We start from the raw sequence: 15,796 nt of genomic DNA, 5'->3' as shown, positions 1-15,796 counted from the left end.
GTCTTGTCGTCTGTTCTGCCTTGTTTGCAAGAATTCGCCGACTATGTATACTCTCTGCAAATGTGTCAGTATTATTTAAGTACTATTCAGGAGAGTTGAGTTGGAAAACCATAATATCGCCATCATTGGATTGGGAAGAATCGGCAAAGTTTTCCTTGAAAAGACTTTGTCCAGCGGAAGTATGATGACCGTAAAAGCGGTCTGTGAAATGTGTGATACCCCGGGGCGGAAGCTTGCGCAGGAAAATGGAATACCGGTTGTTGATCTGGCTGAGATTGTTGATATGGGACTCAAAATAGATGTCATTTTCGACCTTACCGGAGACCGCAATGTATCCCGTATTCTGCATGAAAAACTGGTTCAAACCCGCAATACTTATACACAGGTAGCTCCTGAACGGTTGGCCCGACTGGTCTGGACGCTGATTGCGGGAGATGACTACCTGCCGAATCTCGGTAAGAGCAAAGCTCAGATTTATGCTGAGATGCTTCTGGAAGGGGAGCCTCAGTCCGGGGGCTAAGTCAGCGTCGGAAGTGCGATTGTAAATCTGGTACCTTCTCCCGGTGTGGAGTCGGCAGTGATTGTGCCCCCGTGGTTATGCGTAATGATAAAATAGGAAACCGAGAGTCCCAGCCCGGTCCCCATGCCGGGGCCTTTAGTGGAATAGAAGGGCTCGAAGATACGTTTCAGCTTTTCTTTCTCCATGCCCGGTCCGTTATCTTCTATCTCGACGCGAACGAAATTTTCATCCGAGGATGTCCTGATAGTGATAGTAGGTATTTTGTGGGTGTTTTTTTCTTCCGAGAGGGCCTGCGCCGCATTTTTGATTAAGTTCAGCAATACCTGACTAATTTCCATCTCGGTAAAATTGAACATGGGAGAGGAATTGAAATCGCGGACAATTTTTATTTTTTTGAAGTCGTATTTCTTTTTAAAGTCGTAGTCGTTTGATGCCAGTGATATGGCGGTTTCTATCACCGGTTCAATGGTTCCGCTTGATTTTGCGGAGGTGCTTTGGCGGCTGAAATCGAGCATTGATTTCACTATAGAGGCCGCGCGAGTACCGGCCTCCTGAATACTATGCAGATATTCTGTGATGCCCCTTTTCTCCATATAATTACGTAGATTATCCAGATCAATGTTACATTTTTCTGCAATCGGCAGGTTGCTTTTCAAAGTAGGTGAAGTCCTGCGTATTATGTTCTGGGTTATCTGCATGATTATTCCCAAAGGGTTGTTTATTTCGTGCGCCATGCCCGCAGCCAGACCGCCGACGGACATCATCTTTTCTGTCTGGACCATCATTTTCTGCATTTTCCTGCGCTCGGTTACATCACGCATTACAATGAGCAGTTTTTTCTGTCCCCCGATGGAAGCAACCCTTGCAAGGTTGTCAGTCCAGAAAGGTTCCCCGTTGCTTTTACGCACCATCCATTCAAAATGCACAGATTCACCGGAAAGTGCTTTGTTGAATAGTTCAGTGGCGTACTTGTTATCATAAGGAGGGGTGTTGAAGCTTATTGCTTCGGGGCTCATTCCAATGGCGTCGATCCGTTCCATTTTGAAGGAATCGAGAAATGCCTGATTGACATCAGTAAAGACCCTTGTAGGCAGGTCCAGCACTCCGATGGCGTCTTTGGTGGAATTAAAGATTTCCCTGTAAGTTATTTCTGATTTTAAGAGTTCATTTTGAGCCGAATGCCTGCTGTCAATCATGCTGTTTGCCAGTTCCGCCATTCTGTCGAATTCATTGAAGTCAATTTTAGAGCGGTCGATTTTCGTCGTGGAACCGTTTCCCTTACGGAAAAAAATTTCAAATGAATTAAAGTTATCCTCCAGCATTCGCTTAAAACGTCCTGAAAAGAAAATGGATGCTAGTGAAATTAGAAATACAAGCGCTAATACAGCAGTAATCTCGAATAGCAGAGTATCCCACAACTGCTTTTTACGTTTGGCCATCAACTGGTTCAATTTTCCAACATTAATCCCGTAAGAGAGAAACCAGTCCCAGCCGGGAACAGCTGAACAGTAACTCAGCCTTTTGTAAGGCTTAACGTTGGTGTTAGTGGCTGGGGTCGTGTAGGTGACAAAACCGCCGCCGGATTTGGCTGTCTTGATCAGCTCCCGGATTATAAATATCCCGTCCTTATCTTGCAGATTGAGTAGATTCTTGCCGCTGGAATCTCCCAGCAAAGCGACTCCTTCATATGTGGCCGCGAAAATGTCATCTTTACCCTGATGGATTCGGGAAAGCAGGCGCAGTATTTCCTCTTGAGTTTCTTCGGTTATGGATTCTTCGTATACTCCGGTTCCTATTATCCAATTGAATGGTTTGAATAATTTTATAAACGATGTCTTCTGGAGCGGACTACTGTCGCCCCCGGGCCGGGGCCATGTATACTCTATGTACCCCCCGTTGCTCTTTTTAATAAGGTCAATCATGTCCTGAATGATAAGCCTGTTGCTCTGTGTTTTCATATTCAGGATGTTTTTGTTTCCTATTTCAGGCATTCCGTTATTGATTATGCCTTTTCCATCCATAGTAATGATGAACAGGTATGAATCTGAAAAATCGAAAGCCATTGAGTCCAATGTCTTTTTTATAAGATCTTTCAATTCGGTTTCAGTCATGGAATTTTTATATGTCGTGTATAGCTTATCAGCCAGCCTGTGCCCTTCTAGAATTGCGGCCTTGATATTTTTTATGCTGTTCTTTTGATTCTTGGCCAGGGTGAATTTTATTGAGAGTTTGATTCTGTTGATCTCATTGATAAGCCGATCTTCAATTCCACCGAAGATTCTTGTTTCGGCTTCAACTACCTCTTTCTGATAATCCCTGACCATTAAATAGAGAGTCAGTCCTCCGAAGATAAGAATAGAGGAAAAGCAAAGGGTGAGCATATATCTGGATAAGGTTGAAACAATGTTTTTCATATTAATACCGTTGTTGTTTGAGCTCGGATCGTATTAATGAAAGAGAGAAAGAATAGTTACTGCAAACAATAGCATCCCGGGCATTCAGGAACAAGAAGTATTGAAATATAAGTTTTAAAAAAAGATGTTTTACGGCGGGGCGGGCGGCAAATAAAAAAAAAGGTTACGATCAATTGATCGTAACCTTGTGATTTCAGAGTGGTGCGCCTGAGAGGATTCGAACCTCTGACCTACGGATTCGTAGTCCGGCACTCTATCCAGCTGAGCTACAGGCGCACTCGAGAAAAAGTGTTTATGTTTATTTCGCTTTCCGGTCAAGCTTAGATGTAAAATAAATTAAAAAAGTTATTTTGTTTTTTTCAGTGAAAATGAAATTCGGTTACTTTGCGGTCGACGGTTACAAAGTAAGTGGGGATCAAACAGAAAAAAGGGCTATGATCGTTTGATCATAACCCTTTGATTTCAGAGTGGTGCGCCTGAGAGGATTCGAACCTCTGACCTACGGATTCGTAGTCCGGCACTCTATCCAGCTGAGCTACAGGCGCGTTGAAGAGGGTTCTATGGAGAAACCTCTTTCAGGTCAAGCATTATTTTAAAATAAATTTAATTTTTTGTGAAATAAATTCTCATCAAAAAACTTTATGCTGTAATAAGATGCTGATTTATTTAATTTTTTTATGTGCGGGTGGCATATGGTGCGATGAATATTGTAAAAAGAACAAGCGGCCATAATCGCCCTTTAAATATGTTATAGTCCGCGAGGAGTTTCTTCCATGAGTGCCCTGCCAGATATTTTCCGAATACAAATTCAAAGCATACGGTCAGACTCAGCCAGATAGCACCGGCGAGAAGTGCCTCTGAACCATCTGCTGCCGGAACGATTTTCTGGAACAGGCATGTGTACCCGTAAAATAAAATAATCGCTGTCACCGAGGATAGTTGGTGGGCACGCAGTTCATTCATTCTTTTACCATAGGTTTTTTCTCTCAGGACTCCGTTGGCAATGGCAATCGGTATCATGGGAATCCAACCTGCTGCGTAGGCTAATAAGGGCATCGGATCGTCCTATTTATTAAGCTTTCCCGAAGTGTTTATCGCAGGAAAATTTTCGGTTTTCACGATACTCATATCCGGTAGAATCCACATGGCCGAGCAGTCCGGGAAGTATTTTTTCATGAACGCAGTTCCTTTTTTGGGTCCCATAATGAAAATTGTGGTCGCCAGTGCATCAGCTGTCTCAGCGTTCGGGGCTACTGTTGTGGTCGCGATGCTCTCAGTAGATGATTGCAGCAGGGCGGGGTCGAAGATATGATGTTTTCTCGTTTTTTCATCCTTGGATACAGGTATGATGAACTGATAATAATCACCTGATCCGCATACCGCGCTGTTTTTTACCTTGATGTGTCCGATTATTCCGGTTCCTCTCGGGTTGCGGATGCCGATGGTCCATTCCCGGTCGCCGAAGACCATGAAATCGCCTCCGGCTTCGACCATGGCGGTGTTGATTCCCTCATTTTTCATATAGTCAGCAGCCGCATCAATGATCGTGCCCTTGGCGAGGCCACCAAGATCAAGAGCCATTCCCTTTCTGGGCAGGAAAACGATGTTTTTTTCGGGGTTCATTTCCAGCAGCCGGTAATTGATCAGATCCTTATGGCCGGCAAAGCGACTTTTATCGAAAGCGTAATAAAAAGGAGTAGTGGTGATGGCTCCTATCGTTATGTCAAAACTGCCGTTTGATTTCCTGCTGATCTCAAGGCCGCGCCGGATTGTCCGGTATGCTTTTTCTGATACCCGCACGCCTCTCTTGCCTGCCTCGTGGTTGACTCTGCCGACTGAGCCTCGTTTATTGCGATGGTCGAGGTCTTTTTGCAATCGATGCATTATGGCTACGGCTTTTCTTGCTTTTTCTTTTGTAGCTGAATTGTCTCCTCCGGGAATGGTCAGGTTGACCACTGTGCCCATGGCGACTTCGCTGTAGCGGAAGATTTCGTTGCCATCTTTCTGCATCAAATTCGGCGGAACCAGCAAAAGCAGTCCCAGGGTAGAAATCGCGGCAGAGGTTAATCCGATTTTGCGGTATCCTTTTTTTTGCATTCCTTCATACATAAGTAAAACTGTGGCCAAGGCTCCGGCGATGGCGGTCAGTTTGAACGGTGTCCTCACGTGTCCGGTAGCGCTGATCATGATCCCGCAGAAAAGAGGGCCGGCCATGAAACCTATATTCGCGGCCATGTTCGCAATTCCCAGAGTTCTGCCTTTGGAGCAGCCCAGCTCTGAACATACAGCCATGGAAGACGGCATGGACACAGCCGCGCCTATGCCGGATAATATCCCGCTTAAGATAAAACCGGGTATTGTGGAGCATCCGCCGAGAATATAGAGCGCCAGTGCGCTGATCAACATCCCGGTACAGGTGGTAAGTCTGCGTTCAAAACCGGCCAGCAGTCTGCCGGAAACAGGAAGCAGCAGCACTGTAGCCAGACTGGGGACGGAAAATATCAGGGCGGTATTTCCGGGGGAAAGATGTAAGGTGGATTTTAGAAGTACCGGGTAAAAGGCTATCAAGCTGCCGATTCCCATGCCACGCCCGAAAAGAGCCGTCATAATGCTGATGAATCGGCGCGGTCCGGCAGAATTGTTTCCTGTTTTATCCGGATCAGTTACGCGGGTGGGCAAATGCTTTGCGCAGAATATAAAAAGAATTAATGCCAGCCCCATAAATAAGGACATGGCACCAAGCACCGGCAGATAATCTTTGTTTATGTATAGTAAGCCGCCCATTAGCGGGCCGAGCAGGAAAGATGAATTCATCACCGCTGAGAGTAAAGCAAAACGGGACGATAGTTTGTCCCCGCTCATGGAGGCCCCGATGGCGGCCATGCTGACCGTACGCACTGTTCCGGCACAGAGTCCGAGAATAAACTGGATAGCGTAAAGTGTTTCGATGGCGGGATGCTGCAGATACAGGAGCGGCAGCAGTACGGCAAGTCCGCAGGAGAGCAGCAGCGGGCCTGAACTTCCATTGCGGTCCGCGTAGTTTCCCGAAAGGGGGGCGATTATCAGCTTGGCGAGGAAATATCCCGCAAAGCCGCTGCCGAGCCACATTCCCCCCGCTTTTTCATCTAGATTCATCAGCGGGAGAGTGAATGTGAATACACCGGTACCCATGGAGGCGGCAAAGACAGCCCCCATCAGTAGCGGAATGTTGAACCTTGTCAGTCTTTGGCTAAACTTCGAATTACGAATTGACATGCTTCTTTAAATAAATTGTCGATCTGAAAAGGAGTCAGGAATTTTGTACGTACTGCGCCGACAATGTGCCCGTACACCAGATACGATGTCTGTGGCAGTGGAGCTTCGCGCATTGAACCGTCTTCGATTCCCTGTCTGATGTAATCTTCGATCTGATCGATTAGTTTTTTGAATTTAGACGCGATGTGAGTTCGGTCCAGATGCGGATATTCGTCACTGAAAGGAGAACTGCGCAGCAGGGTCGGAAAGGTTGTTCTATGGCTTTCGGTGAAGAGAAAATATGCCTCAACAAAAAGCCCCAGAGATTCAAGTCCGCTTTTACCTTCACTGGCCTTATCTGTCAGCACTTCCAGCATCTGGTCTATAAGATCTCCGCCAGCCTCAAGAAAAAGACTGTCCTTGTTTCCGTAGTAATGGGAAACAAGTCCCGAAGCCACTCCCGCGTGGTCAGCCACCATCTTCAGAGTGGTTGCTGTGTAGCCGTGTTCTCCGAATTGCTCTTGCGCGGCCAGCAGGATCTTTTCTTTTTTTGTCATGTGGACTCCGTTGTTGGGTGGTCACAGAAACAGGTGCTCACTTCTGGAATTATGCAAATAGGCGGCTACCGGAAAAATTTAGCCGGGTAACACGTTTTTCGCCTACGCACCTATGGTCGGCTTGAGAACCTCTGCGGAAGCCAGAGTCTGAGTTCCACATTTTTTAATAGTACTCAACAGAAAAATTAACAAGGTTGAAGATTAATAAGTAGTTTACTTTTAGAGAAAGCCGGGGCCGTTTTAAATGTTCATTAGACCGTTTTATGTCGCCAAAAAAGGTAAGATGTTAAATTTAAATGACTTTAAACCAGTAACACGTTTTTAGTGTTTCGTAATAACTTTGAGCATGTGCAAAAAATCACGAAGTTGTCAATTAATTTTTCAAAATTGATTGACCAGCCAATTAAGGAGTGTTAGAACAATTACAACTAAATGCCGAAGCGGTCCACTGTTTAGACCGCAAATTTGACAATGTAAGTTCATGGTTTTGTGATCTGGTTAATGTAAAATCTCACCGAATGAATATGGGTGCCTGATTGGTATCTCAGACTCTTCGGGTGTCGGGGGATGTGTGCCAGTTTTCAGTCAAAACATATCCGGTAAAGGCGGGGTGGGACTTTCCTTTTCGGAGTTTGGGGAGATCTGTATTCAGGACTGTTATGGTTTTCTGGAGCGGGTTTTCTTCCTGTTTTTGCATTGTTCAGTTATCTTTTCCTCTGTTAATTCCTCTGCCGGGCCGTTCTCCGTATCCAACGGGTTAAGCCGCTGTCCGGACGCCACTATATCTCTCTTTAATTACAGCTATACAAACAGCCCGTTACCGCATGCGGTAACGGTTAATTCAGTGTGTTCATTGCACAGATTCCTTTATCCGTTCTCGAAAATATTCCCCTTAACGGGGATTATGCCCTTTAAGCCGGGTATTTAGCTCGGCCCCGGAGTTTTTGGGTCCGGGGAATTTATGGGAAGTGAAGGCGCCGGTTTGTTTCCGGTGTCGGCTAATTGCCAAGGCGCTAATATCGATGGGGTAGTGCTGGTAATCCATTAATACGGGAGAGATCCCGTTAAAGGAGGAAGGTTATGGCTGTAAACGTAAGTATGCACGTGGCGCGTCCGGGGAAGAGGGATGCTGTCATGGACTGGCTGCAGATGCTTAGCGGTGCCGGACTTGTGGCTTTTATGTGGTGTCACATGATTCTGGTTTCTTCGGTTGTTATTTCGCCGAAAATCATGAATGCCATTGCTTATTTTTTCGAGGCAACGTACATGGCACAGGTCGGTGGTCCTTTGATTTTCTTGGTTTTTTTGCTACATTTCGTGCTGGCGGCCAGAAAGGTGCCTTTCCGTGCGGAAGGGCAGACAACCATACTGCAGCATGCGCAGATGCTTAAGCATCGTGACACATGGCTTTGGGTTGTTCAGGCTGTGACCGCAATGATCATCCTTGTGATGGGTGCCGTCCACATGTGGGTTGTACTCAATGACCTCCCTATTACTGCCGCGAAGTCGGCGGCCCGTGTAGCTGATGGCGGATGGATGTATTTCTATCTGGTGCTTCTGCCCTGCGTTGAACTTCACGTCAGCGTCGGTTTTTATCGCATAGGTGTTAAATGGGGATTCATCAGGACAGAGAACAGGAAGCAGGCTAAGAAGCTTGAATCAGTTCTTTTCGCGACCTTCATGGTCATCGGCATCATCACCCTGATCAGGTTCATCACTTTAAGTTAAACGGGGTTCATAAATGCAAACTTATTACTCTGATCTCCTTGTTATCGGCGCTGGTCTCGCGGGCGAGCGCGTGGCTGTGGAGGCGGCCCAGGAAGGTTTTGATGTAATCTGTCTCTCGATTGTACCGGCGCGCCGGTCTCATTCCTCGGCAGCACAGGGCGGCATGCAGGCCGCGCTGGGCAACTGCGTCAAGGGTGAGGGAGACAATGTAGACGTCCATTTCGGCGACACTGTTCGCGGTTCCGACTGGGGTTGTGACCAGGAAGTGGCCCGTCTGTTCGCTGACGCCGCACCCATCGAGATGCGCAGGTTGGCTCACTGGGGTGTGCCCTGGAACCGTGTTGTTCCCGGTAAATCCTTCTATTTCAAAGGTGGCGAGAAATTTGAAAAAGAAGAGAAAGAGGAAAAACGCGGCTTGATTACCGCCAGATCCTTCGGCGGTACCGCTAAATGGCGTACCTGCTATACTTCTGATGGAACCGGACACGCAGTTATGTGTACTATGGATAACCGCTGTGCCGAACTCGGAATTAATGTTTTTGACCGTAAGGAAGCAGTCTCCCTCATTCATGACGGGGATAAATGCACCGGTGCGGTTGTCCGCTGTCTGCGCACAGGCGAGCTGGAAGTGTTTCTGTCCAAGGCCACATCCATTTGCACAGGCGGTTTCGGGCGAATTTACAAGGCAACAACAAACGCGGTGATCTGTGATGGCGGCGGGCATATACTTGCCCACGACACCGGAGTTGTCCCCATCGGTAACCCGGAAGCCATTCAGTTTCATCCCACAGGCATCGTACCGACTGACATTCTGGTGACCGAAGGTTGCCGCGGTGACGGCGGAACCCTGCTCGATGTGAACGAAGAACGGTTCATGAATATCTACGAACCGGAAAAAGCCGAACTGGCCTCCCGTGATGTTGTCTCCCGCTGGATGACCCATCACATGCGTCAGGGCAAGGGTGTGAAATCCGCTTACGGTGAACATCTCTGGCTGGATATCCGTCATCTGGGAGATAAGCACATCTCCACCAAACTCCGCGAAGTTGATGAAATCTGTCATCATTTTCTGGGTGTTGATCCCCGTACACAGCTCATACCGGTTCGTCCGACCCAGCATTACACAATGGCCGGCGTGCGTACCAATAAAGATGGTGCGGTCTACGGCATGAAGGGACTCTTCTCCGCCGGGGAAGCGGCCTGCTGGGATATGCACGGCTTTAACCGTCTCGGCGGTAATTCACTTGCTGAAACTGTTGTGGCCGGCGGCATTATCGGGGCCAAGATTGTTGAATTCCTTAAAGGATATGAAACCGACTTCAAGACTTCCCTTGTAGCGGACGCAGTGCGCAAGCAGCAGGATCGCATTGAGAACCTGCGCAGCGGTGCAAACGGTAAGGAGAATGTCTACAAAGTCCGCGAAGAAATGCAGGACGCCCTCATGGACGGCTGTTTTGTCTTCAGGAACGAGGAAGGTCTTACTAAATGTATTGAAACCCTGCAGGGTACCCTTGATAAGGCCCGTAAAGTCGGTCTTGTCTCGGATGGTCTGGGCGCTAACCACGAACTGGCCGCGGCCCTTAAGATCGAAGGTCAGGTCAAACTTGGCCTGTGTATTGCCAAGGCCGCTCTTGAACGTACTGAAAGCCGTGGTTCCCATAACCGTGAGGATTACACCGCACGTAATGACAAGGAATGGCTGAACAGAACTCTGGCTTACTGGCCCGTGGGCGCGGATATGCCGGAACTCAAGTACGAAGATGCCACCCCGGGATATGAAATTCCTCCGGGAGACCGTGGGTACGGCGGCGGTTCCATTATCGAAGCCGACAAGGCTGAAATTGAAGCCAAAATGATCAAGAAATAACCCCTGACAAGGATATTAAAATGAGCAGACAACTCGAATTTGATATATTCCGCTATAATCCTCAGGATAAGGGGTCGGTTCCGCACATGCAGACTTTTGTGCTGGATGAAACCGAGAACATGACCCTGTTCATCGCGCTGAACCGTCTGCGCGAAGAACAGGACCCCGGCCTGATTTTTGACTTCTGCTGCCGCGCCGGTATCTGCGGAGCCTGCGCCATGGTGGTAAACGGCAGACCCCGTCTGGCCTGCCAGACCAAAACCGTGGACCTCCCGGAACAGATTACCCTGCTGCCCCTGCCTGTATATCGGCTGATCGGAGACCTTTCAGTTGATACCGGTTCCTGGTTCAGGGAAATGTACCAGACCACTGAATCATGGATTCACACGAATAAGACCTTTGACCCCAACGCCCTTGAAGAGCGTATGGAAAATGAGGTGGCCGAACAGATTTACGAATTGGAACGCTGCATTGAATGCGGCTGCTGCGTAGCCGCTTGCGGTACCGCACGCCTTCGTGATGACTTTCTCGGTGCTGCATCCTTGAACCGTGTTGCCCGCTTCGTAGTCGATCCCCGCGATCAGCGTACCGACCGCGATTACTTTGAAATTATCGGTAATGATGAAGGTATCTTCGGCTGCATGGGCCTTCTCGGCTGCGAAGATGTCTGCCCCAAGAATCTGCCGCTGCAGAACCAGCTTGGTTTCCTGCGCCGCAAGATGGGCATAACCGCAATCAAGGAAATATTCAGGAAGTAATCTATGCGTACCGTTAAAGCTGAACAGGTTATCGATGCTGTGGCAAAGATGTGCGTAAGCGCGAACCGCTACCTGCCCGAAGACGTGAAAAAGCGCTTTGAAGAATGCGCCGCCGCTGAGGACTCCCCAGCAGCCAAGGAAGTTTTCAGGCAGATTAAGGAAAACTGGGAACTGGCCGCAGAATCCGGTCTGCCGCTCTGTCAGGATACCGGACTGGCCGTATTCATAGTTGAAATGGGCGAGGATGTGCGGGTGGAAGGTATGAACATCCGCGACGCCATCAATGAAGGAACCCGCAAGGGTTACGAAGAGGGCTTCTTGCGTAAATCCTCCTGTGATCCTCTGACCAGGGCTAATACGAAGGACAATACTCCGGCCATCGTACATTTTGATATCGTCCCCGGTGATAAGATCAAAATCACTTTCATGGCCAAAGGCGGCGGCTCGGAAAATATGAGCCGGGTGACCATGCTAGCTCCTGCACAGGGCTGGGAAGGAATCAAGAAATTCGTCATCGAGCGTGTTGCCGAAGCCGGACCCAACCCCTGCCCCCCGACCATGGTCGGTATCGGCGTGGGCGGAACTTTCGAGTATTCCGCGCTGCTGGCTAAAAAATCACTCATGCGCAAAGTGGGCGAGCCGCATCCTGATCCGGAAATCGCCAAACTGGAAGCCGAGCTCATGGAAGATCTCAATAAGCTCGGTATCGGTCCCATGGGACTGGGCGGTAAGACCACTGTCTTTGATGTGAAGATTGAAATGCGTCCCTGCCACATTGCGTCCCTGCCGCTGGCGGTAAACATCCAGTGCCATTCTTCAAGGCACGAGGAGGTGGAACTCTAATGGCTGAATACAAACTTACCACCCCGCTTACTGATGAAGATATGGTTCAGCTCAAGGCCGGAGATGTGGTCAAACTGACCGGAACCATTTACACCGCCCGCGATGCTGCCCACAAGAGACTTTGTGACCTGCTTGATAAAGGCGCGGAGCTTCCTTTTGAACTGAAAGGTTCCGTGGTTTATTACGTGGGGCCCAGTCCGGCGCCTCCGGGCAGACCCATTGGTTCCGCCGGGCCGACCACAAGTTATCGCATGGACAGTTACGCCCCCCGTTTGCACAGCCTCGGTCAGAAAGCCAGCATCGGCAAGGGCAAACGCAGCGATGAGGTCAAGCAGGCCCTGAAGGATCATAAAGCCGTCTATTTCGGAGCTACCGGAGGTGCCGGTGCTCTGCTTTCCATGTGCATCAAGGAAGCGAAAGTTATCGCTTTTGATGAACTTGGTCCCGAAGCCATTCGTGAACTGACAGTCGAGGATTTTCCCCTGCTGGTCATTAATGATACCCACGGTGGCGAATTGTACGCTGTACCTGATCGCAAAGCGGCAGGTCTTGAATAAACGTCGGATAGTTGCAACCGATAATAAAGGAGAAAATTATGGCTTTGTTCACTAGGCAGGAAGCCCTCGATTACCATTCCAAAGGTAGAAGGGGTAAAGTTGAAGTTGTTCCGGTAAAACCCTGCAATTCCCAGAAAGACCTTTCTATGGCTTATAGTCCGGGAGTTGCTGAAGCCTGCATGGAAATCGCGGAAGATAAAGAAAAATCCTATCTCTATACCGGTCGTGGAAACCTTGTCGGCGTTGTATCCAACGGAACCGCTGTTCTCGGTCTCGGTAATATCGGTCCTGAAGCCGGTAAACCGGTTATGGAAGGTAAAGGCGTACTCTTCAAGGTCTTCGCCGACGTAGACGTTTACGATATCAACCTTGACGTTACCGATCCTGACGAACTCTGCGATATAGTAAAAGCCCTTGAGCCCACTTTCGGCGGAATCAACCTTGAAGACATCAAGGCTCCCGAATGCTTCTACATCGAAGAAAAGCTCAAGAAAGAAATGAACATTCCTGTTTTTCACGATGATCAGCACGGTACCGCCATTATTTCCGGCGCAGGGCTGATCAACGCAGCTGAAATTGCAGGTAAAAAAATTGAAGATATGCGTTTGGTTGTTTCCGGCGCAGGTGCAGCCGCTGTTGCCTGTACCAATTTCTATATGTCTCTGGGCATTAAGCGTGAAAACGTGGCGATGTTCGACTCCCGCGGACATATCAACAAGAGCCGTGAAGGTCTCAACGACCAGAAGCTCCAGTTCGCCACAGATAAAGAATACAAGGATCTCGCAGACGCAATGAAAGGCGCTGACCTGTTCCTCGGCCTTTCTGTAAAGGGAATGGTGACTAAGGAAATGGTCAAATCCATGGCCGATTCCCCCATCATCTTCGCCTGCGCGAACCCTGATCCTGAAATCTCCTACACCGATGCCAAGGAAGCCCGTCCTGATGCCATCATGGGTACCGGACGTTCCGACTACCCCAATCAGATTAACAATGTTCTCGGTTTCCCCTTCATTTTTAGAGGAGCTCTGGATGTAAATGCCAGCGCTATCAATGAAGAAATGAAGATCGCTGCAGCAAATGCACTTGCCGCTTTGGCAAAAGAGCCGGCTCCGGATTACGTATGCGAAGCTTACGGCGTTGATAAATTGGAATTCGGTATCGATTACATCATTCCCAAACCGCTCGACCTGCGTTTGATTGAATGGGAGTCCGCCGCTGTTGCACAGGCTGCAATGGATACCGGTGTGGCCCGTAAAAAAATCGATATTGAAGAATACAAGAAGGAATTGCGCGAACGTCTGGCTGCTTCCAGAAAACGTGTTTCCGCATTCGGTAATACCTACGATCTCGACAGCTAGTCGGGGAGTACGGGTTCTTAGTTGAGAATTCCCCCTCCCGGTCCTGTGGGGGACCGGGAGGGTACAAACTGGTGATGAGGTCCTGTATGTAAAGTATCGGCGGTTCTTGCGGATCCGGCAGGTGTTTTTTCGATGCGCTGACAACCCGTTTTATGTTTATTGCATTGACGGGGCGGAGGGAAACATTTTTCTGTAAGAACGCCACAAGCTCAAGTGAGGGACTATGAGCGATCAACAAGATAGTGGTAACGGACGTAGAATCGGTTTTTTCCTGGGACCGATAGTTTTTCTGATCATGTTTTTTATGCCAGCCCCGTCAGGCATGGAACCGGCAGCATGGAAAGTTGCTGCGGTTACAGCCCTGATGGCTATCTGGTGGATTACTGAAGCAATTCCCATTCCCGCGACTTCTCTGATGCCCATCGCGCTTTTTCCGCTTCTTGGTGTAATGAAATCCAACGCGGCCTGTGCGCCTTATGCAAACCATCTTATCTATCTGTTCATGGGCGGTTTTTTTCTTGCCGTAACCATGGAAAGGTGGAACCTGCACCGGCGCATCGCCCTGCACACAATCAAATCAGTTGGAACCAGCCCGGGTCGCATGATCCTTGGATTTATGATCGCCACCGGCTTTCTTTCCATGTGGGTTTCCAACACTGCAACAACAATGATGATGGTGCCCATCGGTTTGGCCGTTATCCAGCAGGCCACCGGTTTTGATTCCAAAGACCTTCAAGCCTGTGCCAATTCCGGACCTGAATCAAACTTCGGGAAGTGTCTTATGCTCGGTATCGCCTATGCTGCTTCCATGGGTGGTGTCGGTACAATTATCGGTACTCCTCCGAACACAGTAATGGTCGGTATGGTCGACAAAATGTACGGCGTACAGATTGGATTCGGTCAGTGGATGCTTTACGGCGTTCCCCTAGCAACAATTATGATCGGCGCATCATGGTGGATTCTGACCAAGGTTTTGTTCCCGTCCAAAGGGCTGGAACTTGCCGGTGGTGAAGCGATTATCGATAGAGAAATTGCTGCTCTCGGACCCATGTCCAAGGAAGAGAAATACATTGTTACCGTAGGTTGCTTCGTAGCCGCTTTCTGGTTATCCCGAGGCTTTCTGAAAAAGATGGTTTTTATTCAGGATATGTGGCCTAACTTCGGTCATATTCATGATGCTACTATCGGTATTCTCGGCGCTTTGATTCTCTTCGCCATTCCTACCAACTTTAAAAAAGGCGAATTCCTGCTGGATTGGAAAACAGCGGTAAAAATTCCCTGGGACGTAATTCTGCTCTTCGGTGGTGGTCTGGCGATTGCCAATGGTTTTTCCAAAACCGGACTGGCGACCTTTATCGCTTCCAGATTGACCATGCTCGACGGCCTGTCCATTCTGGCCTTTGTCGCTATCGTGGTACTTATCACCATCTTCCTGACCGAAATAACCTCCAACACCGCCACTGCGACCCTGCTTGTACCAATTATGGGCAGTGCGGCAATCGCTATGGGCGTTCATCCTTTTGCCACTATTGTTAGTGCCTGTGTAGCTGCATCCTTTGCGTTCATGCTCCCGGTTGCGACTCCGCCGAACGCGGTTGTCTTTGGGTCCGGTTGCGTTTCCATCAAACAGATGGCTTCGGCAGGTTTCTGGCTGAACATTATCGGCGCTATTCTGATCACAGCATCAGTGGTCTATGCGCTTCCGTTCCTTTGGGGCATTGATTTAAGTGTTCTCCCTGACTGGGCAGTTATGCCTAAGTAACACCCCCTGACTTCTCGGGCGGATTGTTCCGCCCGGGAACCATTATAAGGGCCGTGCCAGTCACAGCCCGTTTAATAATAATCCAGCCTGACATAGTCCTTTGTCAGTAAGCTCAGTTAATTTCTCTTTTACGTCACTTCACGGACGTGATTAAAAATAAAAGATTTGGTATTAATGCTTTCCGATGTATTAACTGAA

The 15,796-nt window shown here is 48.7% G+C and carries 12 protein-coding genes and 2 tRNA genes; 8 read left to right on the top strand and 6 right to left on the bottom strand.

Annotation, left to right across the window (positions count from 1 at the left end; translation table 11 throughout):
- Positions 1–100: 100 nt before the first annotated feature.
- Positions 101–520, top strand: coding sequence for a hypothetical protein (locus tag ACKU35_RS00740; RefSeq protein WP_319762166.1), 420 nt, complete (start codon positions 101–103; stop codon positions 518–520).
- Here the strand turns inward: ACKU35_RS00740 and ACKU35_RS00735 are convergent.
- The 6 genes from ACKU35_RS00735 to ACKU35_RS00710 form a co-directional block, all read right to left on the bottom strand.
- On the bottom strand, positions 517–2,934 hold the full coding sequence (locus tag ACKU35_RS00735; protein ID WP_319762164.1) for a cache domain-containing protein: 2,418 nt from the start codon (positions 2,932–2,934) through the stop codon (positions 517–519). The genes ACKU35_RS00740 and ACKU35_RS00735 overlap by 4 nt on opposite strands.
- A 199-nt stretch (positions 2,935–3,133) precedes the next feature.
- A tRNA-Arg gene (locus tag ACKU35_RS00730) sits at positions 3,134–3,210 on the bottom strand.
- A gap of 192 nt (positions 3,211–3,402) precedes the next feature.
- Positions 3,403–3,479, bottom strand: a tRNA-Arg gene (locus ACKU35_RS00725).
- Between the two features lie 130 nt (positions 3,480–3,609).
- Positions 3,610–3,990, bottom strand: a complete 381-nt coding sequence (locus ACKU35_RS00720) for a hypothetical protein (protein ID WP_319762162.1) — start codon at positions 3,988–3,990, stop codon at positions 3,610–3,612.
- A 9-nt stretch (positions 3,991–3,999) separates the two neighbouring features.
- Positions 4,000–6,189 carry an MFS transporter gene (locus tag ACKU35_RS00715; protein ID WP_319762160.1) on the bottom strand — a complete coding sequence of 730 codons (2,190 nt, stop codon included), beginning with the start codon at positions 6,187–6,189 and terminating at the stop codon, positions 4,000–4,002.
- Positions 6,153–6,725 (bottom strand): TetR/AcrR family transcriptional regulator, encoded by a 573-nt coding sequence (locus tag ACKU35_RS00710; RefSeq protein WP_319762158.1) that lies wholly within the window; start codon positions 6,723–6,725, stop codon positions 6,153–6,155. The genes ACKU35_RS00715 and ACKU35_RS00710 overlap by 37 nt, the downstream gene beginning before the upstream one ends.
- Positions 6,726–7,805: 1,080 nt before the next feature.
- On the opposite strand from ACKU35_RS00710, the gene ACKU35_RS00705 reads away from it, so the two are divergent.
- From ACKU35_RS00705 to ACKU35_RS00675, 7 genes are all read left to right on the top strand, one after another.
- Positions 7,806–8,453, top strand: coding sequence for a succinate dehydrogenase/fumarate reductase cytochrome b subunit (locus ACKU35_RS00705; protein WP_319762156.1), 648 nt, complete (start codon positions 7,806–7,808; stop codon positions 8,451–8,453).
- Between the two features lie 13 nt (positions 8,454–8,466).
- Positions 8,467–10,320: a fumarate reductase flavoprotein subunit gene (locus tag ACKU35_RS00700; RefSeq protein WP_319762154.1), complete on the top strand. Its 1,854-nt coding sequence runs from the start codon at positions 8,467–8,469 to the stop codon at positions 10,318–10,320.
- A gap of 20 nt (positions 10,321–10,340) precedes the next feature.
- Positions 10,341–11,078 (top strand): fumarate reductase iron-sulfur subunit, encoded by a 738-nt coding sequence (locus tag ACKU35_RS00695; RefSeq protein WP_319762152.1) that lies wholly within the window; start codon positions 10,341–10,343, stop codon positions 11,076–11,078.
- A gap of 3 nt (positions 11,079–11,081) precedes the next feature.
- Positions 11,082–11,921, top strand: coding sequence for a fumarate hydratase (locus ACKU35_RS00690; protein WP_319762151.1), 840 nt, complete (start codon positions 11,082–11,084; stop codon positions 11,919–11,921).
- On the top strand, positions 11,921–12,478 hold the full coding sequence (locus ACKU35_RS00685; protein ID WP_319762150.1) for a Fe-S-containing hydro-lyase: 558 nt from the start codon (positions 11,921–11,923) through the stop codon (positions 12,476–12,478). Before ACKU35_RS00690 ends, ACKU35_RS00685 begins: the two co-directional genes overlap by 1 nt.
- Positions 12,479–12,516: 38 nt before the next feature.
- On the top strand, positions 12,517–13,836 hold the full coding sequence (locus tag ACKU35_RS00680; RefSeq protein ID WP_319762148.1) for a malic enzyme-like NAD(P)-binding protein: 1,320 nt from the start codon (positions 12,517–12,519) through the stop codon (positions 13,834–13,836).
- A 223-nt stretch (positions 13,837–14,059) separates the two neighbouring features.
- Positions 14,060–15,598 (top strand): DASS family sodium-coupled anion symporter, encoded by a 1,539-nt coding sequence (locus tag ACKU35_RS00675; RefSeq protein WP_319762146.1) that lies wholly within the window; start codon positions 14,060–14,062, stop codon positions 15,596–15,598.
- Positions 15,599–15,796 lie beyond the last annotated feature (198 nt).

This window comes from Maridesulfovibrio sp. (genome assembly GCF_963676065.1).
GTDB lineage: Bacteria > Desulfobacterota > Desulfovibrionia > Desulfovibrionales > Desulfovibrionaceae > Maridesulfovibrio.
Note: the sequence above shows the minus strand (reverse complement) of the source record. Positions and strands in the feature narration are given on the sequence as shown.